The 25,915-nt window shown below is 66.9% G+C and carries 25 protein-coding genes; 21 read left to right on the top strand and 4 right to left on the bottom strand.

Annotated features, from left to right (window positions below):
• Positions 1-159: 159 nt before the first annotated feature.
• The 11 genes from HLH48_RS17615 (at position 160) to HLH48_RS17665 (ending at position 11,450) form a co-directional block, all read left to right on the top strand.
• Positions 160-663: a MarR family winged helix-turn-helix transcriptional regulator gene (locus HLH48_RS17615; protein ID WP_456305414.1), complete on the top strand. Its 504-nt coding sequence runs from the start codon at positions 160-162 to the stop codon at positions 661-663.
• Positions 664-798: 135 nt separating this feature from the next.
• Positions 799-1,920: an FAD-dependent oxidoreductase gene (locus HLH48_RS17620; protein WP_182998790.1), complete on the top strand. Its 1,122-nt coding sequence runs from the start codon at positions 799-801 to the stop codon at positions 1,918-1,920.
• Between the two features lie 263 nt (positions 1,921-2,183).
• Positions 2,184-3,131 (top strand): LysR family transcriptional regulator, encoded by a 948-nt coding sequence (locus HLH48_RS17625; RefSeq protein WP_182998791.1) that lies wholly within the window; start codon positions 2,184-2,186, stop codon positions 3,129-3,131.
• A gap of 101 nt (positions 3,132-3,232) precedes the next feature.
• A complete protein-coding gene (locus tag HLH48_RS17630) occupies positions 3,233-3,664 on the top strand; it encodes a cupin domain-containing protein (protein ID WP_246387464.1) in 432 nt (143 codons plus the stop codon).
• Entirely contained in the window at positions 3,664-4,437 is a 774-nt protein-coding gene (locus tag HLH48_RS17635) for a cysteine hydrolase family protein (RefSeq protein ID WP_182998792.1), read from the top strand. Before HLH48_RS17630 ends, HLH48_RS17635 begins: the two co-directional genes overlap by 1 nt.
• A 15-nt stretch (positions 4,438-4,452) precedes the next feature.
• Positions 4,453-5,235, top strand: coding sequence for an ABC transporter ATP-binding protein (locus tag HLH48_RS17640; RefSeq protein WP_182998793.1), 783 nt, complete (start codon positions 4,453-4,455; stop codon positions 5,233-5,235).
• On the top strand, positions 5,232-6,047 hold the full coding sequence (locus HLH48_RS17645) for an ABC transporter permease (RefSeq protein ID WP_246387465.1): 816 nt from the start codon (positions 5,232-5,234) through the stop codon (positions 6,045-6,047). Before HLH48_RS17640 ends, HLH48_RS17645 begins: the two co-directional genes overlap by 4 nt.
• A gap of 12 nt (positions 6,048-6,059) precedes the next feature.
• Positions 6,060-6,899, top strand: a complete 840-nt coding sequence (locus tag HLH48_RS17650) for a TauD/TfdA dioxygenase family protein (RefSeq protein WP_182998794.1) — start codon at positions 6,060-6,062, stop codon at positions 6,897-6,899.
• A gap of 1 nt (position 6,900) precedes the next feature.
• Positions 6,901-7,941 (top strand): zinc-binding dehydrogenase, encoded by a 1,041-nt coding sequence (locus HLH48_RS17655; protein ID WP_182998795.1) that lies wholly within the window; start codon positions 6,901-6,903, stop codon positions 7,939-7,941.
• Positions 7,942-8,077: 136 nt separating this feature from the next.
• Entirely contained in the window at positions 8,078-10,462 is a 2,385-nt protein-coding gene (locus HLH48_RS17660) for a TonB-dependent receptor (RefSeq protein ID WP_182998796.1), read from the top strand.
• Entirely contained in the window at positions 10,416-11,450 is a 1,035-nt protein-coding gene (locus HLH48_RS17665) for an ABC transporter substrate-binding protein (protein ID WP_182998797.1), read from the top strand. The genes HLH48_RS17660 and HLH48_RS17665 overlap by 47 nt, the downstream gene beginning before the upstream one ends.
• A gap of 17 nt (positions 11,451-11,467) precedes the next feature.
• On the opposite strand, the gene ygiD is transcribed toward HLH48_RS17665, so the two are convergent.
• On the bottom strand, positions 11,468-12,265 hold the full coding sequence (gene ygiD / locus HLH48_RS17670) for a 4,5-DOPA-extradiol-dioxygenase (protein ID WP_182998798.1): 798 nt from the start codon (positions 12,263-12,265) through the stop codon (positions 11,468-11,470).
• A gap of 196 nt (positions 12,266-12,461) precedes the next feature.
• Between ygiD and HLH48_RS17675 the strand changes: the two genes are divergently transcribed.
• Positions 12,462-13,334, top strand: a complete 873-nt coding sequence (locus HLH48_RS17675; RefSeq protein ID WP_182998799.1) for a TauD/TfdA dioxygenase family protein — start codon at positions 12,462-12,464, stop codon at positions 13,332-13,334.
• Between the two features lie 38 nt (positions 13,335-13,372).
• Positions 13,373-13,858, top strand: a complete 486-nt coding sequence (locus HLH48_RS17680) for a VOC family protein (RefSeq protein ID WP_182998800.1) — start codon at positions 13,373-13,375, stop codon at positions 13,856-13,858.
• A gap of 10 nt (positions 13,859-13,868) precedes the next feature.
• On the opposite strand, the gene HLH48_RS17685 is transcribed toward HLH48_RS17680, so the two are convergent.
• Positions 13,869-14,900: a helix-turn-helix domain-containing protein gene (locus HLH48_RS17685; RefSeq protein ID WP_264812203.1), complete on the bottom strand. Its 1,032-nt coding sequence runs from the start codon at positions 14,898-14,900 to the stop codon at positions 13,869-13,871.
• Between the two features lie 164 nt (positions 14,901-15,064).
• On the opposite strand from HLH48_RS17685, the gene HLH48_RS17690 reads away from it, so the two are divergent.
• The 6 genes from HLH48_RS17690 (at position 15,065) to HLH48_RS17715 (ending at position 21,577) form a co-directional block, all read left to right on the top strand.
• Positions 15,065-16,180: an LLM class flavin-dependent oxidoreductase gene (locus HLH48_RS17690; protein ID WP_182998801.1), complete on the top strand. Its 1,116-nt coding sequence runs from the start codon at positions 15,065-15,067 to the stop codon at positions 16,178-16,180.
• Positions 16,177-17,466, top strand: a complete 1,290-nt coding sequence (locus HLH48_RS17695; protein WP_182998802.1) for a zinc-binding metallopeptidase family protein — start codon at positions 16,177-16,179, stop codon at positions 17,464-17,466. Before HLH48_RS17690 ends, HLH48_RS17695 begins: the two co-directional genes overlap by 4 nt.
• Positions 17,463-18,287, top strand: coding sequence for a TauD/TfdA dioxygenase family protein (locus tag HLH48_RS17700; RefSeq protein ID WP_182998803.1), 825 nt, complete (start codon positions 17,463-17,465; stop codon positions 18,285-18,287). Before HLH48_RS17695 ends, HLH48_RS17700 begins: the two co-directional genes overlap by 4 nt.
• A gap of 49 nt (positions 18,288-18,336) precedes the next feature.
• Positions 18,337-19,527: an aromatic ring-hydroxylating oxygenase subunit alpha gene (locus HLH48_RS17705; protein ID WP_182998804.1), complete on the top strand. Its 1,191-nt coding sequence runs from the start codon at positions 18,337-18,339 to the stop codon at positions 19,525-19,527.
• Positions 19,528-19,694: 167 nt separating this feature from the next.
• Positions 19,695-20,954 carry an MFS transporter gene (locus tag HLH48_RS17710; RefSeq protein ID WP_182998805.1) on the top strand — a complete coding sequence of 420 codons (1,260 nt, stop codon included), beginning with the start codon at positions 19,695-19,697 and terminating at the stop codon, positions 20,952-20,954.
• Positions 20,951-21,577 (top strand): cysteine hydrolase family protein, encoded by a 627-nt coding sequence (locus HLH48_RS17715; protein WP_182998806.1) that lies wholly within the window; start codon positions 20,951-20,953, stop codon positions 21,575-21,577. Before HLH48_RS17710 ends, HLH48_RS17715 begins: the two co-directional genes overlap by 4 nt.
• A 6-nt stretch (positions 21,578-21,583) precedes the next feature.
• Here the strand turns inward: HLH48_RS17715 and HLH48_RS17720 are convergent, their stop codons facing one another.
• Complete coding sequence (locus HLH48_RS17720; RefSeq protein WP_182998807.1) at positions 21,584-22,663, bottom strand: acetamidase/formamidase family protein; 1,080 nt, start codon at positions 22,661-22,663, stop codon at positions 21,584-21,586.
• A gap of 197 nt (positions 22,664-22,860) precedes the next feature.
• Between HLH48_RS17720 and HLH48_RS17725 the strand changes: the two genes are divergently transcribed.
• Entirely contained in the window at positions 22,861-23,853 is a 993-nt protein-coding gene (locus HLH48_RS17725) for a PDR/VanB family oxidoreductase (RefSeq protein ID WP_246387467.1), read from the top strand.
• A 20-nt stretch (positions 23,854-23,873) separates the two neighbouring features.
• Here the strand turns inward: HLH48_RS17725 and HLH48_RS17730 are convergent, their stop codons facing one another.
• The gene (locus HLH48_RS17730) at positions 23,874-24,596 is read right to left on the bottom strand and encodes an SDR family oxidoreductase (protein ID WP_182998818.1); all 723 of its coding nucleotides are present in this window, start codon (positions 24,594-24,596) and stop codon (positions 23,874-23,876) included.
• Positions 24,597-24,710: 114 nt separating this feature from the next.
• On the opposite strand from HLH48_RS17730, the gene HLH48_RS17735 reads away from it, so the two are divergent.
• A complete protein-coding gene (locus HLH48_RS17735) occupies positions 24,711-25,679 on the top strand; it encodes a LysR family transcriptional regulator (protein ID WP_182998808.1) in 969 nt (322 codons plus the stop codon).
• The last annotated feature ends 236 nt before the right edge of the window (positions 25,680-25,915 follow it).

A 25,915-nucleotide genomic window follows, 5' to 3' on the forward strand; every position in this document is an offset into this window, starting at 1 on the left:
TCATTCCGCCTTACCAATGTTACGCATACAGGCCACACTCCGTCGGAGGTGGCGCTTCATTGTAACGTATACACGACATGTTAAGCGCACGATCCACTGTAAAACAAGACCTGTTTCGGTCTCTTTCAGCCGGCATCGCCTTCGGTGTAACATAAGGGCATGACCCAGAAGCCCCGCCGCAGTACCAAATCCCGCTCTGCTCCCGCAACGCCCGCGGCGATGGAGGAGAATCGCCCGGGAAACGGCGATTACGTTCTTTCCGACCAGATCGGCCATCTGCTCCGCCGGGCGTATCAGCGTCATACCGCCATTTTCCAGAGCACGATTCCCGACGACAAGCTGACGTCGGTCCAGTTCGCCGTCCTGACGACCGTGCGCGATCACCCCGGCTCCCCCCTGGTCCTGATCGCCCGCCTGACGGCGATCGACCACGCGACCCTGCGCGACATCGTTCTGCGGCTGAAGCGCCGGGGCCTGCTGCTGATCGCGCCGGACCAGGATGATCGTCGCCAGCGCCTGGTATCGCTTTCCACCGAAGGCCAGAAACTCGTGGACAGCGTCATTCCCGACGCGCAACGTATAACGGAACTGACATTGGCGAATCTGAGCGCGTGCGAACGGCTGGCGGCGATCGAGGTTCTCAAGAAACTCTCCACCGACTGAACGCCTGGGGTAGCGTCAGCGGGGTCGTCTCGCTTCCGTTGCAATTTTCTTGACAGATCCCGCGCAGCAGTCGATTGATTAAATCGCGTATACGCCATTCATGGCTCAGATCCAGAAACAGCGGGTATCCATCACATGTCGCAGACGTCAAGAATCGGTATCGTTGGAGCGGGCATGGGAGGAATCACAGCCGCCGCGCTTCTTCAGCGCGCTGGTTACGACGTCGTCCTGTACGATCAGGCACCGGTCTTTTCACGCCTCGGCGCGGGCATCCAGTTCGGCCCGAACGTCATGAAGATCCTCCGCCATCTGGATCTGGAGGCCCGGCTCGAGGCCATGTCCTGCCTGCCGGACCACTGGACCAGCCGCAAATGGGACGACGGCAGCATCATGGCGAATATCCCGCTGAATGCCGAGCGCGCGCGCTACCAGGCGCCCTACATCACCATCCATCGCGGCGACCTGCAGCAGATGATGCTGGAGGCCATCGATCCGGACCGGGTGAAATTCGGCAAGAAGCTTGCGATGTTCCACGATGACGGCCGTTCGGTCGCCCTGGAATTCGAGGATGGCAGCCAGGATCGCGTCGATATTCTGGTCGCGGGGGACGGGATCAATTCCCGCATCCGCGAGATCCTGTTCGGTGAGGAAGAGCCGCTCTATACCGGCTGGCTGGCGCATCGCGCCATTATCCCCGGGGCCGCCGCCCGGGCGGCCGGAGCCGACCTGAACGCGAAATGGTGGTCGGACGACCGGCATATCGTCTGTTATTATCTGGACCGCGATCAGGACGAGTTCTATCTGGTTACCGGCGAGCCCGGCGAATGGACCAGCGCCACCGGCCAGATGCCCAGCACGCGCGACGCGCTGCGCAACTCCTTTCGCGGCTACCACCCGCTGGTCCAGGCCTATATCGACGCGACCGACGACGTCACGAAATGGCCGCTGAAGACCCGCCCCCCTCTGCCCCGGTGGCATCAGGGGCGCGTCGTCATGCTGGGCGATGCCTGCCACCCGATGAAGCCGCACATGGCCCAGGGCGCGGCCATGGCGGTCGAGGACGCAGCCATGCTGACCCGCTGCCTGGTGGAATTCGGCACCGAGGATTTGGACACGATTTTCGACCGCTATTTCGACCTGCGCCGCGACCGCGCCACGAAGGTCCAGGCGATCTCGAACGCGAACACATGGCTGCGCGCGCCGGAAGATCCGTACTGGTGCTATGGCTATGACCTGTATGGCGTGCCGATGGCGTAATGTTGCCGCGCCGGCATGTTCCGGCCCCCGATTGTCCTCTTCCTGACGCTCGGGTTTCCAGCTGCCCATGAACACCTTCATGAACCGGAACCCACTTTGCGCCAGACGCGGCATTCAGCACCGCGACGCCCGCGGCGCGGCGGGCGGGTGAGAGCGCAAGCGCCTTGCCCATCCGCTCGGCTGTGCTCTATAGGATGAAGAGGCAGGCCGGCATCTTCGCCGCGAGACGGTCCTGTCCATAAAAAAGACGCCAGAACGGCCCGATGCTCCATGCCCGCCTACTGACCTATCTGGACGAGGTCGTCCGCCAGGGATCGATCCGCAAGGCGGCGGAGCGGCTCAATGTCGCGGCCTCGGCGATCAGCCGGCAGATCCTGGCGCTGGAGCAGGATATGGGCGTGCGCCTGTTCGACCGGTCCGGACGGCGGCTGGTCCCTTCGGCAGCCGGAGAACTGCTGATCCGCCATGTGCGCGAGACCATGCGCGGCATGGCGCGCACGCAATCGCTGATCGAGGACCTGAAGGGGCTGCGGCGTGGCGTGGTCAGCGTGGCGCTGATGAGCGGCCTGGCCGCCAACATCCTGCCGCGAACGGCCATATCGTTCCGGGAACGCAATCCTCGCGTGGAGTTGAAACTGCACCTGATGACGACCGGCGAGCAGATCCTCGACGCCGTCGAACGGAACGATGTCGATCTGGGAATCGGATTCGATTTTTCGAAACGCGCGAATGTGCGGGTGCTGCATTCCGCGCAGGGTCGCCTCGGCGCGGTCATGAACACGCAGCACCCGCTGGCCCATGAAAACGAACTCGGCCTGAAAGACTGCGCGCCCTATCCGCTGATCCTGGCCGATGAAACGACCGCCATCCGCCCTTATATCGTGGAGGCCTTCACCGGCATCGACCTCGACTGCCGGGGCATCGTGGAGACGAACGCGATCGAGATGATGCGCCATGTCGTCATGTGCGGCAACGGCATCTGCTTCCTGACCCCCTTCGACGTCGAGACCGACTGCCGCGACGGGCGCCTGACCTATATCCCCATCCGGGAACTCCAGCAGCATACGCAGACGCTGATGCTGGTCGAAAACTCAAAGAAGAACAATGTATTATCCGATATCTTCGCCGAGCAGCTCAAGGCGGCGATCATCGAGGCCAGCTATGGCGGCGCGCGCGCCGTCTCACCGGGGCTGAGCGACCCCGGCCGATGACATGATGCCTTCCAGGCAACATATCGTGCGAATAACGATGCTTTATCGGTTCGATATGTCATCGTAATGTCCAGCCGCACCACACAGCACACAGGCAGGACATGATGGAAGCGCCCATGGTCGTCCGCTCCGCGCGACAGATCGACGTTCGCCGGATCTCGCCGACGGACACCAATTATTTCGCCATCCTGTTCGACCCGGAGCGCGACGGCGTCGATCTGGTCAGCGTCGTGGAAATCTTCGCTGTGGGCGGCCGGACCCCACCCAACACGCACGCGCGCGCCCACGAGTTCTTCTACGTCCTGTCCGGCGAAGGGATCGCCTATTGCGATGGCCAGGCACGGAAGATCGCCAGGGGCGATGCCCTGATGCTGCGCCCCGGCGCGACGCACCAGGTCGTCAATACCGGCGCGAGGAAGCTCTATACGCTGACATTCATGGTACCCAACGAAGACTTCGCCGAACTGATCCGCGCGGGAGATCCGTTGTCGCTTGACGACGAGGACCTGCGGACGCTCACCGGATCATGCTGATGACGCCGCTACGGCCCCTCGGCAGTTCGGCGCGCAACCAGTGGCGCGTCGACGAAACACAGGTCGATTTCATCCGGCCGTGCTGCCCGCCGCGCCCCCTGGCGCTGGCCGCGGCGCCGCAGGATATCCGCCTTGACCTGTCGGCGACCGCCCTGGTCATTATCGACATGCAGAATGATTTCTGCCACCCGGATGGCTGGCTGGCCTCCATCGGGGTCGACATTACCCCGGCACGGACCCCCATCGCCCCGCTGACGCGGATCCGGCGGCTCTGCCGCGCGCGGGGTGTGCCCGTGATCTGGGTCAACTGGGGCAACCGGCCCGACCGGCTGAATCTCGGCCCATCGACGCTGCATACCTATGACGGGGCGGCCCTGGGGCGCGGGGTGGGAACCTGCCTGCCCAACGGCGCGCGCATCCTCGAACAAGGGAGCTGGTGTACCGCGATCGTCGACGAATTCGGCGATACCAGCGCGGACGTCCATGTCGCCAAATATGCGATGTCCGGCTTCTGGGATACGCCCCTGGACGCGATCCTGCGCAACCTGGGCGTCACGACGCTGCTGTTCGGCGGCGTCAATCTCGACCAGTGCGTCCTATGCACGCTACAGGATGCCAGCTTTCGTGGATATGATTGCGTCCTTCTGGAAGATTGCGCGGCGACCACCTCGCCCTCCTGCTGCACCGAGGCCACGCTTTACAATGTCCGGCAGTGCTTCGGTTTCACCGCCCTCGGCGCCACATTGATGGCGCAGTTGCAGGCGACGACGTGACCATGGGGGCCCCGCATGGCTGAAACGCACGGTTTTCGCATCGAGGCGCGGGGTATTGGCAAGCGTTTCAGCGGCCAGGCGGCCCCGACGCTCAGCGCGCTCGACCTGACGATCGGCGGCGGCGAGTTCGTCAGCCTGCTGGGCCCGTCCGGCTGCGGCAAATCGACCCTGCTGCGCCTGCTGGCCGGCCTGCTGCGCCCCTCCGAGGGGACGATCCGCTGGGTGGCGCCGGACGGGTCGTCCGCCTCCGGCACCCGCCTGCCGGATATCGCCCTCGTGCCGCAGGAACCCACGCTGCTGCCGTGGAAGACGGTCTTCGACAATGTCTCTCTGCCCCTGCGGCTGCGGGGCACCGCCCGCGCCGCCGCCGCGCCACGCGTGCTGGACCTGCTACGCGCGCTGGGCCTGGAAGGCCGGGAAAAATCCTGGCCGCGCGAATTGTCGGGCGGCATGAAAATGCGCGTCTCCATCGCGCGCGCCCTGGTCACGGAGCCGGATTTCCTGCTGATGGACGAGCCCTTCGCCGCGCTGGACGAACTGACGCGCCACCGCCTGAATGACGATCTGCGCGCGCTCTATACCCAACGCCGCCCCACGGTCATCCTGGTGACCCACAGCGTGGAGGAAGCGACCTTCCTGTCCACCCGCATCGTCGCACTCAGCCGGGGGCGCGTCGCCTGGGACCTGCCGGTCGATTTCGGCCCCGAGCGCGCCGGCCTGCGCGATCACGCGGCCTTCCAGGCGCTGCGCGGCGACATCGCCGCCCGGCTGCGCGCCGACCAGGCGGCCCTGTCATGACCGACTGGTCCGCCCTGATGGCCCGGCCGCCGCTCTGGCTGCGCGTGGCGCTGCCCTGCCTGTTCTTCGTGCTGGTGCTAGTCGCCTGGCAGGTCATCGTGCGGACGGCGGATATTTCGCCGCTCATTCTCCCCGCGCCCAGCGCCGTCCTCGACGATCTGCGGCAGCATGCGGGCACGCTGGCCCTGTCCACCTGGAACACGCTGCTGATCACGCTGAAGGCCTTCGTGCTGGGCACGGTCGCCGGCATCCTGCTGGCCATCGCGTTCTCCCGCTCGCGCCTGCTGGAACTGGCGGTGTCGCCCCTGCTGGTCCTGACGCAGGTCACGCCGACCGTGGCGATCGCCCCGCTCGTCCTGGTCTGGGTCGGGATCGACAATGTGGACAGCGCCATCCTGCTGCTGGCCGCGATCATCGCCTTCTTTCCCGTCACCTCCAATACCATGCTCGGCCTGCGCAGCGTCAGCCACGATCTGCACGACCTGTTCACCGTGCGGCGCGCCACCTCGCTGCAACGGCTGTTCCTGCTCGAACTGCCGGCGGCCCTGCCCTACACGCTGGCCGGCGCGCGCATGGCCGGCGGCATGGCCCTGGTCGGCGCCGTCGTCGCCGAATTCGTCGCCGGATCCGGCACCGATGCCGGTCTCGCCTGGCGCATCAGCGAGGCCGCCAACCGCCTGAACACTCCCCGCATGTTCGCCGCCCTGTTCCTGCTCGGCCTGCTGGGGGTCGCCATTTCGGGCGCATTGTCCCTGCTTCAATATCTCTGCCTGCGACGCTGGCACGAAAGCGCCGTGTCGCGCGATCGCTGAGAGGATCACCCCATGGAAAAACTTACCGTTTCGCCGATCGACGGCGGCATCGGCATCGAGATCACGCATGCCGACCTGACCCGCTCGACGGCCGACACCCTTGCCGCGATCCGCCGCGCCTATGACGACAATCCGATCGTCGTCCTGCGCGGCCAGACGATCCCCGTCGACTCCTACGTGGCCTTCGGCAGGAGCCTGGGCGAGCTTCTGCCGCATACGCGCCTGGAATACACGGTGCCCGGACATCCCGAAGTCTATGTGCTGTCGAACAAGAAAAAGGATGACGGCACCATGCTGGGCGTCCATCTGGACGGGCTGGGCTGGCATTCGGACGGCACGTACCTGCAACGGCCCCTGGCCGCCACGCTGCTGCACGCGCTGGAGGTGCCCCCCGAAGGCGGCGACACGGTATTCGCCGATACCTGCGCGGCGTACGCGAATCTGCCGGAGGACATGAAGGCGAAAGTGGCGGACATGGTCGTGGTCTACGATTTCGTCTTCTACATGCAGACACGCTTTCCCGACTACCCGATCACCGACCGGCAGCGCGCCGAAAATCCCGCGGTGCGCCACCGGCTGGTCCAGCGCAGCGCGACGGGGCGCCCCGGGCTGTATATGAGCAACGGCAGCGCGCGCGGCATCGACGGCATGACCGACGAGGACGGGCGCGCCTTCCTGCGCGAGCTGACGCAGTTCGTCACCCGGCCCGAACATGTCTATCGTCATCGCTGGCGGGTCGGCGATATCGTGATCTGGAACAATCTGCAAACGATGCATACCGCGACGGTCTATGACGACAAGCGGTACGAACGGCTGCTCCATCGCCTGTGGATCCAGGCCGAGGTCGCCTGACATGCGGATGCGCGCGTGGGTCCAGACGACATTCGGCGGCCCTGAATCCGTCACCCTGCGGGATATTCCCCGCCCCGTTCCCCAGGCCGACGAAGTGCTGGTCAGGGTGGAGGCCTGCGCCCTGAACCGGCTCGACCTGTTGCAGCAGGTCGCTCCGCTGGTACCCGGTTTCAGCCTGCCGCACATCGCGGGGATGGACGTGGCCGGCACCGTGAGCGCGACCGGCGGCCCCGAGGGCGAGGCCCTGGTCGGCCGCCCGGTCGTGATCGACCCGGTGGTGACATGCGGCGACTGCGCATGGTGCAGACAGGACGAGCCCGGCTTCTGCCCGTCCCTGCGCACGGTCGGCTCCACGCGCGCCGGCGGCCTGGCCGAGTATGTGGCCGTTCCGGCGCGGAACTGCCATGTCTACGACCCCGAACATCTCTCGCCGGAAAAGATGGCCAGCGTGCCCGTGGCGTCGGTCACCGCCTGGCACGGGCTGCTGGGCGCGGGAGGGTTGCGGGCGGGCGAAACGATCGTCATCCCCGGCGCCGGCTCCGGCCTGGGCACCGCCGGCATCCAGATCGCGCGCCGGACCGGCGCGCGCGTCATCGCCCTGGCGGCGGGGCCTGAGAAATGCCGGGCGGCGGAAGCCCTGGGCGCCGAAATCGCCTTCGACCGCTCCGCGGGCGACTGGGTGGCCGCCGTCCGCGACCATACCGGGCAGGGCGCGGATTTCGTGTGGGATTCCGTCGGCGGCGCCTTCCTGCAACAGGCGATCGACGCCTGCCGCATCGGCGGGCGCGTCGTCCTCTCGGGCACCACGGCGGGCAATGACTCGACCATCCGCAATACCAGCCTGTTCCATTTCGGCCGCTCGCTGATCGGCCATGGCGGCTATACGCGCCGGGAGATGCGCGAGACCATCGCCGCCTACCGGACGGGCGCGCTCGCGGCCGTCATCGACTCGCTCTACGGCTTCGCCGACGTGCCGGCGGCGTTCGCCAGGCTGCGGTCCGGGCAGTTCTTCGGCAAGATCGTCATTTCAATCCGATTATGAAACAAAACGTCTGAAGGCAAGAAAACGTATTATTTCGGCAAGACAGAATCCCGGACAAGACGCTGAACTCGTCGGGCGACACGGCCTCGGCGTCCTTCCCAACCCAGGTCTCACCCATTCCAAAGCGAGGCAAGATATGAGCAGGTTCGAACAGCCCCCGTCCCGCCGACAGCCTGCCGGCTTTCGCGCATGGCTGATGGTGACATGCCTGGGTATGGTGGCCGCCGCGCCCACCCACGCGGCCGCGCCGAAGCACAAGCCCGCCGCCCGCCCGCATCCGGCGGCGCCCGCGCCGGCGGCCCAGGGCGCCGAAGTTCAAGGCGCCGAAGTTCAGGGCGTGCCGGCGGGGCCGCAGATCGAACAGGTTACCGTGACGGTCCAGCAGGTCCGTTCGAACATGCAGCGGACGCCCATCGCCGTCACCGCCATCAGCGGCACGGCGCTGGACCAGTCGAACATCACCCAGCCCTCGGACCTGAACGGCCTGGTGCCCAGCCTGAGCATCGCCAAGACCGCCGGGTTCGAAACGAACGTGACCATTCGCGGCGTCGGCTCGCAGACGCCCGAAAACGCCCTGGTCGCGCAATCCGGCGTCGCGCTCTATACCGATGGCGTCTTCATCGCCAATACCATCTCGCTGGACCAGACATTGTTCGATGTCGACCAGGTCGAGGTCCTGCGCGGCCCCCAGGGGGCGCTGTATGGGCAAAGCTCGACCGGCGGCGCATTGGTGATCAACACCAGGCAGCCCGAACTGGGCAGGTTCCACGGCATGCTCGAAGGCAGCGGCGGCAATTACGGCATGGCCCGGGGCCGGGCGATCGTCAACATTCCCATGGGCCGGCATTTCGCCATCCGCGCCTCGTTCCAGCAATATGACCATTCCGACTACGCTCATTCGACCTATGGGTTCGGGCTGGACGGCGCGCAGACGACGGCGGGCAAAATCACCGCGCTGTGGCGGCCGGTGGAGAATTTCTCCGCCGCGCTGACCGCGCAATGGTATGGCGCGACCAATACCGGGGCCGAACAGAAGAACATTCTCGACGCCACGCCCGGCGCGCGCCGCGTCGCGCAGGATTATCCCTCCCGCTTCAATCTCCATACCCAGCTTTATCATCTGAACCTGAACTGGCGCCTGCCCTGGGCCACGCTGACCTCGGTCACGGCCTACCAGCACCTGAACAATTTCCTGCGAATGAGCAGTTCGCGCTATAATTACGACGCGCTGGGCTATTACGACAACGACGCGGCATGGCAGACGACCATGCATACCTATACCGAGGAACTCTCGCTGCACTCCGCCGGGCACGGCCCCCTGTCCTGGACCGGCGGCGTCTTCCTGCTGGGCCAGCGCAGCAGCCAGTTCGTCGCCGAATTCGAGGGCACCACGCCGCCTGGCCCGCTTTCGTTCATCGTTCCGTCCGACATCATGACCAATCCGCCGTCGAACCTCAGCTACGGCAACAAGACGACGGTCAGCCGCTTCACCGTCGCGCCCTATGTGCAGTTTACCTACAATATCACGCCCAAGCTGCACCTGACCGGCGGCGCGCGATACAATTACGACCATTTCGCGCATTATGACGGCAATTTCTCGGCATTCGGCTCCTCCAGCCTCGGCAACAGCTTCCGCACCAGCGAACCGACCTGGAAGGCGGAGCTGGATTACGACCTGAGCCATGACAACATGCTCTATTTCGACGTGGCGACGGGCTACAAGCCGGGCGGCGTGAACGGAAACCCCGATTCCAAGGTGGTGGGACTGAATTTCCAGCCCGAACGCAACACGACGTTCGAACTCGGGTCGAAGAACATGTTCTTCAACCAGAATCTCCGGTTGAATTTCGCGGCCTTCTTCTCGAAATATCATAACATGCAGTATGTCGAGAACGACCCGTACCCCTATGCCTACGGGATCGCCAACATTCCCAATACCGAAATGTGGGGGCTGGAAAGCGAGGCCACCTGGCTGACCCTCGGCGGGCGGCTGCGCTTCGATGGCAACCTGACGCTGGAAGACGGCCGGGTCGACAGCAATTACCGGGCGATCGACACCATCACGCAGAAGACGGTCTATGCCACCAATGCCGCCTGCGCCTATGGCGGCCAATATTACAACCCCGCCTGCTGGGCGGCGGTCGAAGCCGCCGCCTCCAATATCAACGGCAATACGCCGCCCCAGATGCCGCATGTGCAGGGATCGATTTCCGCCGCCTATACCTGGGATGTTCCATACGGCAAGCTGCTGACGCGGATCCAGTATATCTATCGCGGGCCGTTGCAGTCGCGGATCTACAACAATCCGCTCTATGACCATACGCCGGCCTATAATCTGTGGAATTTCTATGCATCGTACAAGCCCGACCACACGCACTGGCTGTTCGCGGTCACCTGTTCCAACCTCGGCAATTTCGCCGGCGTCAACTCGCGCTATACCGACCCGTACGGCACCGGCCAGACGGTCGAGCAATATGTTCCGCCACGCCAGATTTTCGGGACATTGTCCTATTCGTTCTAGGATATGCCTCTGGGCGGTCGTCGCGGCCCTGGCGCTGGCCGCGACATCCGCCACGGCGGCGCGGCCGCACCTGCGCGTGGCGCTGGGCTGGCTGCCCCAGGCCGATTTCGCCGGCTTCTTCGCGGCGCAGGCCGGCGGCCTGTACGACCGCGCGGGCCTGGATGTCGAGATCGTTCCGGGCAATGCGCGCAATGGGGCGGTCATGATGCTGGCCACCGGCGCCTATGATTTCGTGAACGTCTTCAATAGCGGCGTCGCGCTGGACATGGCGAACGCGCATCTGCCCTATGTCGCGATCGCCGCCGTCTACCAGAAGGAACCGACCGCGATCATCGTGCATGACGGGCCGGGCGCCCCGCGCTCGCTCGCCGACCTGCGCGGCTACCCGATCATGATCAGCCCCGAGGCGCTGGATAATTACTGGGCTTTTCTGGTCGGACAATTCGGCTACACCAGCAGCCAGGTACGGCGCTATACGGGCGACAGCACCCTGTTCATCGCCACGCCGCATATCGCCCAGCAAGGCTATCTGACCAACGATGTCGCCCGCCTGCACTCGGCGGGCGTGCCGATCCGCGTCTTTCCCCTGGCCGATGCCGGTTACAGTTCCTACGGTCCGATCATCGTCGCCCGCCGTGCCCTGGTCGATCGCCATCCCGAGATCGTCCAGCGTTTTCTGGATGCGACGCTCCAGGGCTGGTGCCTCTATCTGCATGGCGACCGCGCCGGCACCGACCGCCTGATCATGGCCGGCAATCCGGACTATACCGAACAGAACGCCAGCGACGCGGTCGCCGCCATGCGGCAGTACCAGCTTATCGAAGGCGGCGACGCCCGCACCCAGGGCATCGGCGCCATGACCGCCGCGCGCTGGAATGCCTACCTCCAGCAGATGCAGCCGACCGGCCTCTATCCGCCGCACATGGATTTCTCGACGCTCTACACGACCCGCTTCCTGCACCACATAAGCTGTGATTCCGGAAAATAACCGACCGGATAACCGCCCTACGCGGGCCACCATGTGATGCTCGTCATGCTCAACGAGCCATGCTCGATGTGCCGCGGCGCGCAGACCGGGCGATCCGTCTCCCGCGCGGCGCCCATCGCATAGAGCAGCGGCCAGTAATGATCGGGAGTCGGCACCGACAGCCGCGCCGCGTCGCCCAGCCCTTCATAGGCGATCACCTGCGCGGCATCGCCCGTCATGACGGCCTGGACGATCCGCTCCTCGAACGACGCGGCCCAGTCATGGGGCGCGCAATCCTGCCGCGCCCAGTCCATGAGGCGCAGATTATGCACGATATTGCCCGTGCCGACGATCAGGATCCCTTCGTCGCGCAGCGGGCGCAGGGCCCGGGCCAGGTCATGATGGGCGCGCGGGGCGCGGCGCACATCCAGGCTCAGTTGCACGACCGGCATGTCGGCATCGGGCCATGCCTTGCACATCACGGACCAGGTTCCATGGTCCAGCCCCCATTCGCCCCGATCGAGGATCACCGGCTCGGGGCCCAGCAACTCCGCAATCCGCGCCGCCAGGGCCGGGTCGCCGGGGGCGGGGTACTGGATGTCGAACAGCGCACGGGGCAGGGACGGCCCGAAATCATGGATCGTCCGAGGGTGGGCCATCGCGGTAACCGCGACGCCGCGCGTCAGCCAATGGCCCGAAATCGCCAGCACCGCCCGCGGCCGGCCGTGATCGCGGGTGATGCGCTGGGCGATTTCATGCCATGTACGGGTCGTTTCATTGGTTTGCAGGGCAATCACCGGGCTTCCATGCCCGAAAAACACAACCGGCATCGACATGGCGAGCACTCCTTCCTTTCCCCGGCGTGGCCTGGAACAGGAGTGTGTCGCACCCTGCGCGCCTGCCAATCCCATTTCGCCGAGGATGGGGGAAGTTGCTGTTTCATGCTAGTCTGGGGCGCGCTCAGGCAAGCCGCCCCTGTCGCCATGATGTCTAAATCGCAACGTTCGACCGAACCGGAGGAAAAGACAGACGATGGTGGACACGACGGTTGACGATACCGCGTTCCGGACCGTTCCGCTCGACCCGAAATCGGGCTTCGGTGCGGAAATCATCGGTCTGGACCTGCGGAAAGCCGATGAGGCGACGGTGCGGCGGGTCGTCGGGATCTTCCACCGCCATGGCGCGCTGCTGCTGCGCGGACAGAGCCTGGACCCGGCGGAACTCGTGCGCTTCATCCGTCATGTCGGCACGCCCGAAGGGCATACGCTCCAGGACTTCACGCTGCCCGGCTTTCCCGAGATCTACGTCCTCTCGAACCGGGTGGAAAATGGGCGCCCGATCGGCGCGCACAATGACGGCGTGGGGTGGCATACCGATTATTCCTACAAGGCGGAACCGGTCATGAGCACGATGCTCTATGCGGTGGAGGTCCCCCCCGAAGGCAGCGACACGCTGATCGCCGATGGCGTGGCGGCGTACGAGGCCCTGCCGCCCGAACGGCGCGCGCAGCTCGAAAAGCTGAGGCTGCATCATTCCTATCGTCATTTCATGGAAACGCGCGAGCATCAGCGCCGCCGCCTGACGCCGGAGCAGATCCGCGACAATCCGGATGTCGTCCACCCGCTGGTCCGCGTCCATCCGGTCGATGGGCGCAAGGCCCTGTGGCCGTCGACCGGCACCGTGACGGAAATCATCGGCCAGGACGATCCATCCGACCTGTCCCTGCTCGACGAACTGGTCGCGTTCATGACGCGCGACCCGTTCGTCTACCGCCATCAATGGCAGGTCGGCGACCTGCTGATGTGGGACAATCGCTGCACGCTGCATACGGGCACGCTGTTCGACGACCGCACATATCTGCGCACGATGCACCGGCTGTGGGTCAAGGGCGACCGCCCGGCCTGATCCGCTCTCCACACCGCTTTTCCATCCCGCGAGGCCCCATGCCCGATACGTTGATCTTCGTCGATATTCCCGCCGACGACCCATCGGCCGCCGCCCGCTTCTATGCCGAGGTCTTCGGCTGGCGCAACGACCCCAGGCCCGAAGGCGTCTATCACCGCATGGTGCCGGGCGGGCAGTTTCCCAACCCCGACGGGACCGACAGCGCGATCGGCAACCTGCATATCGGCATTTTCAAGGCCGACAATGCGCGCCCGCATCCCCGCCCCGCCGGCGTCGCGCCGCGCGGCCTGTCGCAGGACGGGCGCAAGCCGCGCGTCTGGCTGCTGATCGGCGACGACGACACGCCCGAACGCATTCTCGGCGAAGCCGCGGCACGCGGCGCGACGGAACTCTGGCGCGACCATTACTGGTCGACCTTCAACGGCTACAACCACGCCTTCATGGACCCGTGGGGCAACGAGATCATCCTGTGGGGCAAGGCCGGCGCCGCCCCGGCGATCCCCGATCATTTCACGCGGGAATGATCGCGCGCGATCAGTCCTCGTGCCCATCGCCCAGGGCGTCGCGGCGCCAGGCGCGCGGTGTCCGCCCATAGGCGGCGCGGAAACTGCGGCTGAAATGCGCCGCGTCGTTGAAACCCCAGCGGAAGCAGATTTCCGAAATCGACAGATGGGCCGACAGCGGGCTGGCCAGGTCGTCATGGCAACGGGCCAGCCGGCGCTGGCGCAGATACTGGCTGAAATTCTGCCCGGTGGCGGCAAACAGTTTCTGAAGTCCGCGCGGCGAAATACCGTGCTTGCGGGCGATGGCCGTCATCGTCAGGTCCGGATTGGTCAGCTCCGCCTCGATCAACTGGCACAGGCCGTGCATGGCCGCGATGCGACGGTTGACCGGCGGCTCGCCCCCGCCATAGGTCGGGTCGCTGAGCACGCACCCGATCAGCAATTCGGACAGGGCCAGTTCGATCGCGCGCAACTGGCGCGCATCCATCGCCTCGATCGCCTGGCCGAGCGACTGGAGAAATCCCGCCAGCACCCGCCGGATGCCGGCCTTCGATTCCAGCACGCCGACACGCAACTGCGTCGGTGCCAGCAGGCGCGGATGCAGGGCCAGGCGCGGCAGGCGCACATACAGCATGGAGAAGGACCGGGGCAATGTCAGCACCGCGTCCACCGCCAGCGGCCCGCAGGCGACGCCGCCGACGGGCAGCGTCCAGCTTGCGCCCTCGGTCGCCAGCGTCGCATGGGCGGGCGCCGCGTTGCCGCCGCCGTCCTCGGTGCCGGTCTCGGCCAGCAGCATGGCCAGCCACACGCCGTCGCTCTGCGCCGCATAGCGCCCGGCGATGCGCTGCGGCGAGCCATCCAGCCGCGTGATCTCGATCCCCAGCGGGGTGACAACCTGCGTGACCCGCCCCGCGAACCGGCGCGACGCAAGGCCACCATGACCGGCCGGAGACGCAGGCAGCGGCGTCGCCTCCGGCAGGGACAGGCGCGCCAGCGTCTGGCGCCACAGGACCTCCGCCGGGCGATCGGTATGCTGTGCGAGATCGAAGGTCCAGGGCTGCACGTTGTTCTCCCGCGGTTCCCGTGGGATCATACAAATATGCAACGCTTTCAGACAAGAAACCGAGCGAAACGGGCGCGTAATATTTCCCGGGCGTTTGACCGACACCTTGCGCGACGCGCATCCGCGCATGACACGAACCGGTTTTTTTGAGAGGAAATTCCAGCATGTCCACGATTTCGCGCCCGGTGTTCGACCTGCCTTCGGAACGCGGCGGCAAGGATTTCGGCATTTTCATGCCCATCGCCAATGGCGGGTGGATCCTGTCGACGACGGCGCCGGAAATCGACGGCTCCTACGCCTATAACCGCCGCGCCGCCCTGCTGGCCGACGAGATCGGGCTGGACTTCATCATGTCGATGGCCAAGTTTCGCGGCTATGGCGGCACCACCCGCCAATGGGACGTCTCGCTGGATTCCACGGTGCTGATGAGCGCGCTGGCCGCGCAGACCAGGCGGGTGAAGGTCTGGACGACCTTCCAGACCCTGCTGCACAATCCTGCCGTCGTCGCCAAGATGATCGCGACGCTGGACCAGGTCAGCAACGGCCGCGCCGGGCTGAACGTCGTCCCCGGCGCGTTCCGGGACGAATTCGCGCAGATGGGCGCATGGCCGGAAACGCTGGGCCACGACGCCCGCTACGACTATGCAGACGAATGGATGGAGGCGGTGCGCCGCCTATGGACCGAGGAGAGCGTCACGCTCGACGGACGCTATATCCATCTCGCGGACTGCGCGTCCGACCCGAAGCCGGTCCAGACGCCGCGGCCCTTCGTGGTCGCCGCCGGCCAGTCGGGGAAAGGCATGGATTTCGCCATCCGCCATACCGACGCCCTGTTCATCGGCGGCCGGGACGATGCCGAAATGCGCGCCATCAGCCGAGGCGCCAAGCAGAAGGCGCGGGCCGCCGGGCGGCGCCTGCGCACCTATGCCATGGCGATCATCGTGCAGGGCGAAACCGACGAAGCGGCCGAGGCGATGATGGACACGTTCCGCGACGGCTTCGACGAGGAAGGGTTCCGTAACATGATGCGGGCCTATGGCATGATCGATGCCGAAATCGGCAAGGAAAACGCCATGACGGCCCGCGCGCGCAGCGGCTTCATGGCGCCCCATATCGCGGGGTCCGCCGGCACGGTCGTCGCGCGCATCCAGCAGGTGATCGACGATGCCGACCTGGACGGCCTGATGCTGATCTTCCCCGATTACGAACGCGGGCTCACGGCGCTGGCCGCGGACGTGCTGCCGGCGCTGCGCGCCCGCTACGGCGGATCGGCGGCATGACGGACGCGCTGGGACACCGCCTCGACGCCCTGATGGATCGCGAGGCGCTGCGGCGGCTCGTGCTGGAACTCTGCGCCATCCCCGCGCCCCAGGGGCAGGAACAGGCGGCCGGCGCCTATGTCGAACGCTGGATGGCGCGCGAGGGCCTGCGTCCGCGCCGCGTCGCCGCCGTGCCGGACCGCTTCCACGTCGTCGGCTGCCTGGGCGGCCATGCGCCGGCCCAGGACGGCGCGCGCGACCTGCTGATCGCCGCGCACCTCGATACCGAGGGCGGACTGCCAGCCGAAGAGGCCCGCTGGTGCGTGCCGCCGGACGCGGCGCCCGAGGAGCCGGTCGCCGAGCGTGACGGCGTGTTCACCGGCGCCGCCGTCGCCAACGATCGCGGTCCGATGGCCTGTTTCCTGATGGCCGCGACGCTGATCCGCGCGGCCGGCATCCGGCTGGCCGGCCGGTTCCACCTGGCCGCCTGCCCCGGCGAGATCGGGCCGGACCCGATCGACGGCCACCAGGGCGTGGCCCGGTCGGGCAAGGATGTCGGCGCCGCCTACCTGCTGGCCAATGGCGGCGTCGCGCCCGATTTCATGATCGCGGCGGAAGGCACCGATTTCGCGGTGACGACCCAGGGCGCCGGCTACGCCATCTTCCGCATCGACCTGTACGGCACGCAGGTCTTCACCCCCCTGTTCGATGCGACCCGGCCGCTGGCCGGACACCCCAATCCGATCTACCGGCTGGGCGAGACCATCGCGCGACTTCACGCCTGGGCCCCCGATTTCGAGCGCCGCCATCGCTACGAAACGCGCTGGGGGACCACGATTCCCAAGGTGCAGATCGGCGCGGTGCGGGGCGGACTGCCCCACGCCATCGGCGGGGGGACGGGTGTCTGCGCGCTCTATGTCGAAGTCGGGCTGTCGGCCGTGGACCGCGTCCAGGACGTCCGGCGCGAGATCGCGGCCGTCCTGGAGGGAACCGGGCCGCACGACCTGACCTGCGTCGCCTACCGTCAGGGCGGCATGGCCGACGAAGCCGCCGTGGCGCCGCTGCTCGACGCCATCGCCACCGCCAGTCAGGGCGTATGCGGCACGGGGCTGGCGGTCGCCGACCCGGTCTATGCCTCGATGTGGCGCGACCATAACGTCTTCAACCGCGCCGGCATTCCATCGGCCACGTTCGGGCCGCGCCGCTGGCGCCCGACGCTGGACGATTTCGCGACCGCAACATTGCTCTACGCTCGCATTGCAATCGCGATCTGCGGCGTCACACCCGACACGGAGCCTGCCCGATGAATGCGACCTGTCTCGAAGGCGGCGTCATCGTCCGCCCCGTAACGGCGCGGATCGGCGCCGAGATCGACGGCGTGGACCTGACGCGGCCCCTGGCGGAGCCCACGCTGCGCGGCCTGCGCGACGCGCTACTGCGCCATCAGGTGATCTTTTTCCGCGACCAGCCGATCACGCATCACGATCATCTGCGCCTCGGCCGCGCCTTCGGCACGCTGGCGATCCATTCGGGGGTGCCCGGCCTGCCCGACCATCCGGAGATCGTCGCCATCCAGGCCGACGAAAACTCCCGCTACGTGGCCGGCGAAAACTGGCATTCGGACCTGTCGTGCAATGCCGAACCGCCGATGGGCAGCATCCTGGCCATGAAGGTGGTGCCCGACTATGGCGGCGATACCTGCTTCGCCTCGATGTATGCCGCCTATGACGCGCTGTCGGAACCGATGCGCCATTTCCTCGACGGCCTGACGGCCATCCATGACGGCGAGCACGTCTATCGCCCGATCGTCGGGCCGAACGGCCAGACCTTTCCGTGCAGCGAACATCCGGTCGTGCGCACCCATCCGGAAACCGGGCGCCGCTGCCTGTTCGTGAATCCCTCCTACACCACGCGGATTCCCCAGCTTTCGAAGCTGGAGAGCGACGCGGTGCTGGCCATGCTCTACCGGCACTGCATGGCGGCCGATTTCCAGGTGCGTTTCCGCTGGCGGCCCGATTCGATCGCCTTCTGGGACAATCGCTGCACCCAGCATCAGGCCATCTGGGATTATTTCCCGCAGGTTCGCTCGGGTTTCCGCGTCACCATCGCCGGCGACAGACCTTCCTGATCCTCTCATCCCCTTTTCGATCCGGACCCTCTTGCGACCTGGAGTGACGATGACCAGCCCCTCCTTCGACGATGCCCTGTTCGACGCCATGGAAAGCTCCATCCGTCCCACGGAACAGGCCGAAAGCCTGCCGCCGCTCTGCTACACCGATGCCGCCTTCTATGCGTTTGAAAAGGAGGCGATCTTCGCGAGGGAATGGCTGTGCGTCGGCCGCGAATCCTGGGCCGCCGCCCCGGGCGATTATTTCACCTCCTTCATCGCCGACGAACCCATCCTGGTCGCGCGCGGCCGCGACGGCGTGCTGCGCGCCATGTCCAGCGTCTGCCAGCATCGTGCCATGCTGGTCGCCGAAGGCAGCGGCACCACCCGCGCCTTCGTCTGCCCCTATCACCACTGGACCTACGCGCTGGACGGCGCGCTGGCATCCGCGCCGGCGATGGAACGGTCCTGCGACTTCCGCAAGGAGGATTTCGGCCTGCCGCGCTTCGCCCTGGAAATCTGGGAAGGGTTCGTCTTCATCAATTTCGACCGCGATGCCGCGCCGCTGGCGCCGCGCCTGGCCGGTATCTCGGACATCCTGCGCGGCTACGACCTGGCCCATGCCGAAGGGGACAGGCCAGGGCAGGAACAGCGCTATCCATGGAACTGGAAAGTGATGTTCGAAAACAACAATGACGGCTACCATGCCAGCAAGCTCCACCAGGGGCCGCTGCATGATTTCATTCCCAGCGAACTGGCCGAATTCCCCGACGACCTGCCCGCCGATACCGCCGGCTATTATCGCACCAACCGCACGCTGCACCCCGATGCCAGCTTCAACGCCACGCAGCGCGCCGTGCTTCCGGTCTTTCCCGCGCTGAGCGCGGAGGAACGCCACCGCATGGTCTTCGCCAACATCCCGCCCACGCTGTCCCTGGTCATGACCGCGGACAGCGTGATCTACCTGATCCTGCGCGCCGACGGGCCGGAAAGCCATCGCGTCGACCAGGGCGTCCTGACCGCGCCGGGCGCGGCCGCCGACCCCGCCTTCCGGCAGAAGATGGCGATGGGCATGCTCGCCGCCGGCGAGATCATCGAACAGGACCTGCATGTCGACGCGCTGGTGCAGGTCGGCCTGCGATCCCGCCATGCGCCGCGCGGGCGCTACTCCTGGCAGGAGGGCGCGCAGCGCCTGTTCAATACCTGGCTGGTCCCCCGCTACCGCAGCGCGTGGCGCCGGGTAGCGACCGGCGCAGGCTGACATTGCGCATTCGGAACAGACCCGGTCCCCGCCGGACAAGATCGCGCGGGGGGAGGCGACTAGCCTCGTCGGGATCGGCCGGGCTTGTGGCGCGTCGCGGGCACGTCCCATGATGCCGACCAGGCCGGTCCGGACAATCCGCCTGCTCGCCACCTGGGAGTTGTGCTATGCCTCTCGCCGCCTTCAACGCGGATCGTGACGTCGTGATCCCTCAGAGCGGCACGGATGCCGCGCGCGCGGGCCCCTCGGCGCTTCGGCGCGTTCTGGTGCTCGCCGCCCTCACGGCGCTCTATTTCTCGCTCATGGCCGGTTCGTTCAACGCGCTGGGCGTGGTGCTGCCGGCGATGGTCGCTGCCCTGCACCTGAACTGGAGCGACGCGGGCTTCGGCTTCACCCTGCTGGGCCTGGCCTGCGGCCTGACCAGCCCGCTGCCGGCGTTGCTGATCCGGCGCTTCGGCATCGTGGCCACGCTGGGGCTGGCGAGCCTCCTCATGGCGGGCGGCTTTTCCCTGCTGGCCACGGCGACGGACGTGTTCGGATATGATGCCGGGACGCTGCTGGTGGGCTGCGCCTTCACCATCGGCGGCACGGTACCCGGCACCTATGTCGTCGCCAATCTGTTCGCGCAATCCAGCCGCCCGATGGGCATCTATTTCGGCCTCGGCGGGCTGGGCTCCATCATGGGGCCGCTATTCTATCTCGCCCTCGATCACCTGTTCCACGCCTGGCGGCCCTTCTGGTGGTTCTGCGCCATCATGACGGGCGTGTGCGGCGCGGCGGCGGCGGTCGCGGTGCGGGGCCTGCGCTTCGACCACGCGCATGACGATGCGATCAGGGCCGTCGGCTGGCCGGCGCGCGCCGCCTTCCTGTCCCCGGCCTTCTGGGTGATCGTGGCGGCCTATACCGGCTGCCTGGCCATCAACACGACGCTGCACGGCTTCGCCGTCCAGCATTTTACCGAACACGGGCTGTCGTCGTCCCACGCGGCCGAACTGATGTCGCTGGTCGCCCTGCTCGGGGCGGGGGGATCGCTGCTGGCCGGCGAGGCCGGACGCAGCGTCGGCGCGCGTGCCCTGACCGTGACCGCCACGGTGGCGATGGCGGTCGCGGCGCTGGATCTCACTTTGCCCCAGAGCGCCGTCACCCTGGGCCTGTTCATCGCCGCCATGGGGCTGGGGGTCGGCCTGTCCTACGTGGCCAGCGCCATGCTGCTGCTCGATTATTTCGGCACGCGCTACAATCTGGAACTCTACGCGACCATGTGCCTGGTTTCGACCGTGGCCGCGTTCGGGCCGTGGCTGGGCGGCCTCGTCCATGACGGCACCGGGGGCTTCCGCCCGATTTTCGTGGCGCTGGGCGCGCTCGGCGTGCTGTTGAGCCTCGCGGTCGCGTCCCTGCGCCGCCCGCGCCTGCGGCAGGGCGCATGATCCCCCTGGCCCAGGCGATCGCGCCCGTCCGCGCCGCGTTGCTGGTGATCGACATCCAGAACGATTTCGGGGCGCCCGGCTTCGCCATGGCGCAGGCCGGCATGGACCTGCCGCCGGTCGAAGCCGCCATTACCCGGACCGAGGCACTGCTCGCCGCCGCGCGGGCCGCCGGCGTCGCGTGCGGCTTCGTCCGCGTGGTCACCCGGCCCGAGACCGATACCCGCGCCCTGAAGCGCTTCATGGCGCGCCAGGGCATGCCGGAGGCGATGGCGATCTGCCGTCACGGAACCGAGGGCGCGGCCTATTACCGCGTCGCGCCCCGGGCGGGAGACATCGAAATCGAGAAAACCCTCTACAGTGCCTTCGTCGGCACCGACCTGGAAGCGCGCCTCCACGCGGCCGGCATCGAGACGGTCGTGCTGTGCGGACTGACGACCGATTGCTGCGTCGACTCCACGGCACGCGATGCCTTCCACAAGGATTTCGACGTGTTCATCGCCCGCGACGCCTGCGCGGCGTTCGACAGCCGGACGCATGAGAACGCCCTGGCCATCCTGGCCGCGCACAGTGCGACGCCGGTTTCGACCGACGATATCATCGCGGCCTGGACACCGGCGCCGTAGGCCCCGTCACCGGCCCCCCGACCGTGGGGGCAGACTATCGCGCCGGATTTTCATATGCGTGCCCACGGTGCCGTCGACCACCTGCGTGACGGCCAGGTCGCCCGACACCGACAGCAGCGAATAGGCATCGTCCGTCGACAGCCCGGCCTCCTTCAGCAGCGACAGCGTGTCCAGCGAGGCCTCGCGGGCCGCGGCATCCAGCGTGTCGCCGAAACCATGGACGATGAAATGGTCGGGCGTCTCCAGCAGCGGCGAGCGGAAGGTGAAATCGCGCCGCAGAATGACCTGGAACAGCACGTCGAGCGACGCCTCGATGGCCGTGCCGCTGATCTCGCCATCGCCCTGGCTGACATGCGGATCGCCGATCGAGAACAGTCCGCCATCGACCTGCACCTTGTAATACATGGTCGCCCCGGCGCCGATGCGCCAATTGTCGATGTTGCCGCCATGCAGCCCCGGCGGAATGGTGCTGACGCGCCCCATGGCATCCGGCGCCACCCCGGCGGTGCCCAGATGCGGGCGGATCGGCACGCGCACGCCCCGCAGGGCGGGCTGCCGGTCGCATTCGGGACAGTGGGTGATACGGCCGGGCACCAGGTATTTCTCGGCGACATCGTAGGCATAGACGGCCTCGGCGGTGTTCGTCGCCGGGTCCAGGCCATAGATCGTCACGCGCTCGCGCTCGCCCAGCTCGGCGTAGAGCTGCCCCCAGTGCGCCGCGAGGTTCGAGCCATAGCGAAAGCGCGGCGTCATCGCCAGATAGCGCACTTCGAGCATGTCGCCGGGGCGCGCGCCGCGCACGTGGATCGGGCCGGTCATCAGATGCACGCCCGGAAAGCGATCCGCCTCCGGCGTGTCGCGCCAGATCCGGTGCATGTCTTCATCCATCAGCAGGTCCGGATCGTCGCCGGCATGATGGGTCAACGCCTCGGCCTGGATCAGGTCGCCGGAATCGACCGTCAGCGCCGGCGCCAGCGCCGCATCGAAATATCCCCAATGCGTGGTTCGCGGCGTGGCCTTCAGGTGATGCAGCGCCGAGGGCACGGCCAGCGGACGGTCGAAGCCGGCGTCACAGAACAGGGGCATGGATCGACGCTCCTCGATAATGGGCGAAGGACGGGCGCTCCGACATCGGAACGGTTCCAGATCGAACGATCATAACGGCGTGCCCGGCATGGAGAATTGCGCCAGCGCGCCTCACTCCTTTCCCGGCGCGCACTTGGCGGCCGCCGACCTTGCCACGCGGCCCGCTCTCATGATTTCCAGGCGGAACATGCCCGCCGATGACCGGCATCCGCCCCCGAACGCGCGAGCCCGCCATGACCGACCCGACCCAGCCCATGCGCGTAACGATGCTGCGGCGCATGACGCCCGATATCCTCGCCGTGACCCTTGCCCCGGCAGAGGGGGCGGCACCCGCGCCGCCCCCCGCCGGCGCGCATGTCGACCTGCATATCCCCCACCCCCAGGGCCCGCTGGTCCGCCAATACTCCCTGACCGGTCCCCCCGGACACCGCCCCTATGAACTGGCCGTACTGCGCGAAGCACACAGCCGGGGCGGATCGGCGTTTCTCCACGACCGGCTGGCGGTGGGCGACGTGCTGGCGGTCGGGCCGCCACGCAACCGCTTTCCGGCATGCGAGACCGCGGCCCATTCGATCCTGATCGCGGGTGGGATCGGGATCGCCCCGATCTGGTCGCTGGCGCAGCGCCTGACGCAATGCGGCCGGCCGTGGGAATTGCATTATGCGGCACGCGGCGCCGCGCAGGCCGCCTTCCTGCCCGCGTTGCTGGCGCAGGCACACGGCCGGGTGACGACCTGCTTCCGCGCGGACGGGCAGCCGCGCCTCGCCCTGTCCCGCCTCGCATCCGCCTGCGCCGCCGACACCCATGTCTATTGCTGCGGCCCCGCGCGCATGATGACCGATTTCGAGGCCGCGTTCGCGCATCTTCCCGCCGCCCAGCGCCATCGCGAGCATTTTACACCGGTCGCGCCGCCTGCCACCGAACAGGGTTTCGAACTCGTCCTGGCCCGCAGCCGCCGCACCCTCCAGGTCCCGCCGGGACGGACGATCCTGGAAACGGTGCGCGGAGCTGGAATCAGCGCCCCCTTTTCCTGCCAGGAGGGCGTGTGCGGCAAATGCGAGACCCGCGTGATCGAAGGCATCGCCGATCATCGCGACAGCGTGCTGAGCCCGGCCGAGCACGCGCGCGGCGACACCATGATGATCTGCTGCTCCGGCGCGAAAAGCGGCCGCCTCGTACTCGACCTGTAGCGCGCCGGATCCGCCGTTCGCTACACCAGCATCCCGCCCCCATCGATCACGAAGCTCTGTCCCGTGGCGAAAGGCTGCTTCATCAGAAACAGATAGGCGGCGGCCAGATCGTCCGGCTCCCCGATCCGTCGCACGAGCAGCTTCTCGCCGGCCGTCGCATACATGTCCTCACGCAGAGCGTCGGGAATATCATTCCATAGCGGCGTCTTCACGAAACCCGGCACCACGATATTGACCCGGATCGGCGCCAGTTCGACGGCCAGCGCGCGGGTCAGCCCCTCCATCGCACCGCAGATGCTGGCACCCAGGGCCCAGCCGGGCTGCGGCGGCCGCGCGCCGGCAATGCCGGAGGTGAACACGATTGATCCGCCGGGCCGGATCAGGGGCGCCGCATATTTCACCGCCGTCAGCGCCCCCCAATAACGCAATTCGAAGAATCCCCGCGCTGACGGCAGCGACATGTCCGCGAGCGATCCGAGCCGCAGGCTTTCCCCCGCCGTAAAGACCAGATGATCGAATGGCCCGATCGCGGTGAAGAGGTCGCGCACCGCCGCCTCGTCGCGCAGATCGAGCATATGCCCCTCGGCACCGGCCGGGAGCCGCGCCAGCGCCGTGTCCACGCTGGCCCGCCGACTGGAGGCGATCGCGACGCGCGCCCCCTCGCCCGCCGCCGCCTCCGCGACCGCCAGGCCGATCCCGGATGTGCCACCCAGCACCACGACCCGCTTGTCTCTCACATCCATCACGCACACCCCGCTTCGGGCGACAGGATCGCCGCCCGTGCGCCATCCATGCCCGCTGGACAGTGCGTGATTCGAGCGCAATCCTGTCATTCCAATGATGATGGACAGTCAAGTATGGGTATCGATACGCGCCTGTTGAGCGGCATCGAAACGCTGATCGCGGTGGCGGAGACCGGCAGTTTCACCCGCGCGGCGGCAACGATGGGCCTGACGCCTTCGGGCGTCAGCCGGGCGGTCGCGCGGCTCGAATCCCGTCTTGGCGTCCGGCTGTTCGACCGCAATGCCCGCGCCACCAGTTTGACGGAAGCGGGGCGGCGGCTGGTGGCGGACGTCACGCCCCTGCTCGCCGGGATCGACGAAGCCGCAAGCAACGCGGCAGGCGCGTCGACGCGCGTCGCCGGGCGCCTGCGCGTCAATTGCGATCCGTGGTTCGCCAGCCTGCTGCTGGCGCCCAGACTCCGATCGTTCCTGGACGCCCATCCCGGGCTGATGCTGGATCTGGTGGCGCGCGACACGCTGGGCGACCTGGTCTCCGAAGGGTTCGACGTCGCGATCCGCTTCGGGGCTCCTCCCCCATCCGGCCTGATCACCCGCAAATTGCTGGAAGCGCGTATCGTGACCTGCGCGTCGCCTGACTACCTCGCGCGCCACGGCCGCCCCACCCATCCGCGAGACCTGGAAACGGGCATGCATGAATGTTTGCTGTTCCGCGATCCTGCGACGGGGCGCCCATTCGACTGGGAATTCCATCGACAAGGCGAAATCCTGACCGTCGCGGTGCGCGGGCGCCTGATCCTGAACGATGTCGCAACCGGCCTGGCCGCCTGCCTGGCCGGACTGGGCGTCGCACAGCCCATGATGCTCGGCATCGACGAATGTCTGCGAAGCGGCGCGCTGATCGATCTTTTTCCGGACTGGAGCGACGAATATTTCCCGCTCCACGCCTATCATCCCTCGCGGCACCTACCGCCCGCGAAAGTGCGGGCGTTTCTGGATTTCATTCTCGCGGATGTCGCGGCGCCGTCGGCCACCGAGACCGGACGCTCCATGCCCATGCCTGCTCGGCCGATTTCGCCTGCGTGACGGGCATGGGTGTGGAGATCCGTGCCGGAATCGATCTCCTCCGAGGCGGTTCAGATAATCGACGGACACCATGGTTCTTCATAAAATCCGAAGGTTCCGTTTTCTCTGTCAGGCGAAATGAGGAACCCGGAAATCTCACACGGGAAGGTGCATCGGGCTCTGAAATCGGCGAAAGTTCTTGTTGGAAAAGCAAAATCCGCGAGCGAGGCCAGAGACCCGATGCAGACAGAGTGTAG

The sequence above is a fragment of the Gluconacetobacter sacchari genome (assembly GCF_014174255.1).
GTDB classification, from domain to species: Bacteria; Pseudomonadota; Alphaproteobacteria; order Acetobacterales; family Acetobacteraceae; genus Gluconacetobacter; species Gluconacetobacter sacchari.

Bases quoted from the DNA above. Each gene is read 5' to 3' on its own strand.
- HLH48_RS17615 (WP_456305414.1), top strand. From the start codon at position 160: ATGACCCAGAAGCCCCGCCGCAGTACCAAATCCCGCTCTGCTCCCGCA.
- HLH48_RS17620 (WP_182998790.1), top strand. From the start codon at position 799: ATGTCGCAGACGTCAAGAATCGGTATCGTTGGAGCGGGCATGGGAGGA.
- HLH48_RS17625 (WP_182998791.1), top strand. From the start codon at position 2,184: ATGCTCCATGCCCGCCTACTGACCTATCTGGACGAGGTCGTCCGCCAG.
- HLH48_RS17630 (WP_246387464.1), top strand. From the start codon at position 3,233: ATGATGGAAGCGCCCATGGTCGTCCGCTCCGCGCGACAGATCGACGTT.
- HLH48_RS17635 (WP_182998792.1), top strand. From the start codon at position 3,664: ATGACGCCGCTACGGCCCCTCGGCAGTTCGGCGCGCAACCAGTGGCGC.
- HLH48_RS17640 (WP_182998793.1), top strand. From the start codon at position 4,453: ATGGCTGAAACGCACGGTTTTCGCATCGAGGCGCGGGGTATTGGCAAG.
- HLH48_RS17645 (WP_246387465.1), top strand. From the start codon at position 5,232: ATGACCGACTGGTCCGCCCTGATGGCCCGGCCGCCGCTCTGGCTGCGC.
- HLH48_RS17650 (WP_182998794.1), top strand. From the start codon at position 6,060: ATGGAAAAACTTACCGTTTCGCCGATCGACGGCGGCATCGGCATCGAG.
- HLH48_RS17655 (WP_182998795.1), top strand. From the start codon at position 6,901: ATGCGGATGCGCGCGTGGGTCCAGACGACATTCGGCGGCCCTGAATCC.
- HLH48_RS17660 (WP_182998796.1), top strand. From the start codon at position 8,078: ATGAGCAGGTTCGAACAGCCCCCGTCCCGCCGACAGCCTGCCGGCTTT.
- HLH48_RS17665 (WP_182998797.1), top strand. From the start codon at position 10,416: ATGTTCCGCCACGCCAGATTTTCGGGACATTGTCCTATTCGTTCTAGG.
- ygiD (WP_182998798.1), bottom strand. From the start codon at position 12,265: ATGTCGATGCCGGTTGTGTTTTTCGGGCATGGAAGCCCGGTGATTGCC.
- HLH48_RS17675 (WP_182998799.1), top strand. From the start codon at position 12,462: ATGGTGGACACGACGGTTGACGATACCGCGTTCCGGACCGTTCCGCTC.
- HLH48_RS17680 (WP_182998800.1), top strand. From the start codon at position 13,373: ATGCCCGATACGTTGATCTTCGTCGATATTCCCGCCGACGACCCATCG.
- HLH48_RS17690 (WP_182998801.1), top strand. From the start codon at position 15,065: ATGTCCACGATTTCGCGCCCGGTGTTCGACCTGCCTTCGGAACGCGGC.
- HLH48_RS17695 (WP_182998802.1), top strand. From the start codon at position 16,177: ATGACGGACGCGCTGGGACACCGCCTCGACGCCCTGATGGATCGCGAG.
- HLH48_RS17700 (WP_182998803.1), top strand. From the start codon at position 17,463: ATGAATGCGACCTGTCTCGAAGGCGGCGTCATCGTCCGCCCCGTAACG.
- HLH48_RS17705 (WP_182998804.1), top strand. From the start codon at position 18,337: ATGACCAGCCCCTCCTTCGACGATGCCCTGTTCGACGCCATGGAAAGC.
- HLH48_RS17710 (WP_182998805.1), top strand. From the start codon at position 19,695: ATGCCTCTCGCCGCCTTCAACGCGGATCGTGACGTCGTGATCCCTCAG.
- HLH48_RS17715 (WP_182998806.1), top strand. From the start codon at position 20,951: ATGATCCCCCTGGCCCAGGCGATCGCGCCCGTCCGCGCCGCGTTGCTG.
- HLH48_RS17720 (WP_182998807.1), bottom strand. From the start codon at position 22,663: ATGCCCCTGTTCTGTGACGCCGGCTTCGACCGTCCGCTGGCCGTGCCC.
- HLH48_RS17725 (WP_246387467.1), top strand. From the start codon at position 22,861: ATGACCGGCATCCGCCCCCGAACGCGCGAGCCCGCCATGACCGACCCG.
- HLH48_RS17730 (WP_182998818.1), bottom strand. From the start codon at position 24,596: ATGGATGTGAGAGACAAGCGGGTCGTGGTGCTGGGTGGCACATCCGGG.
- HLH48_RS17735 (WP_182998808.1), top strand. From the start codon at position 24,711: ATGGGTATCGATACGCGCCTGTTGAGCGGCATCGAAACGCTGATCGCG.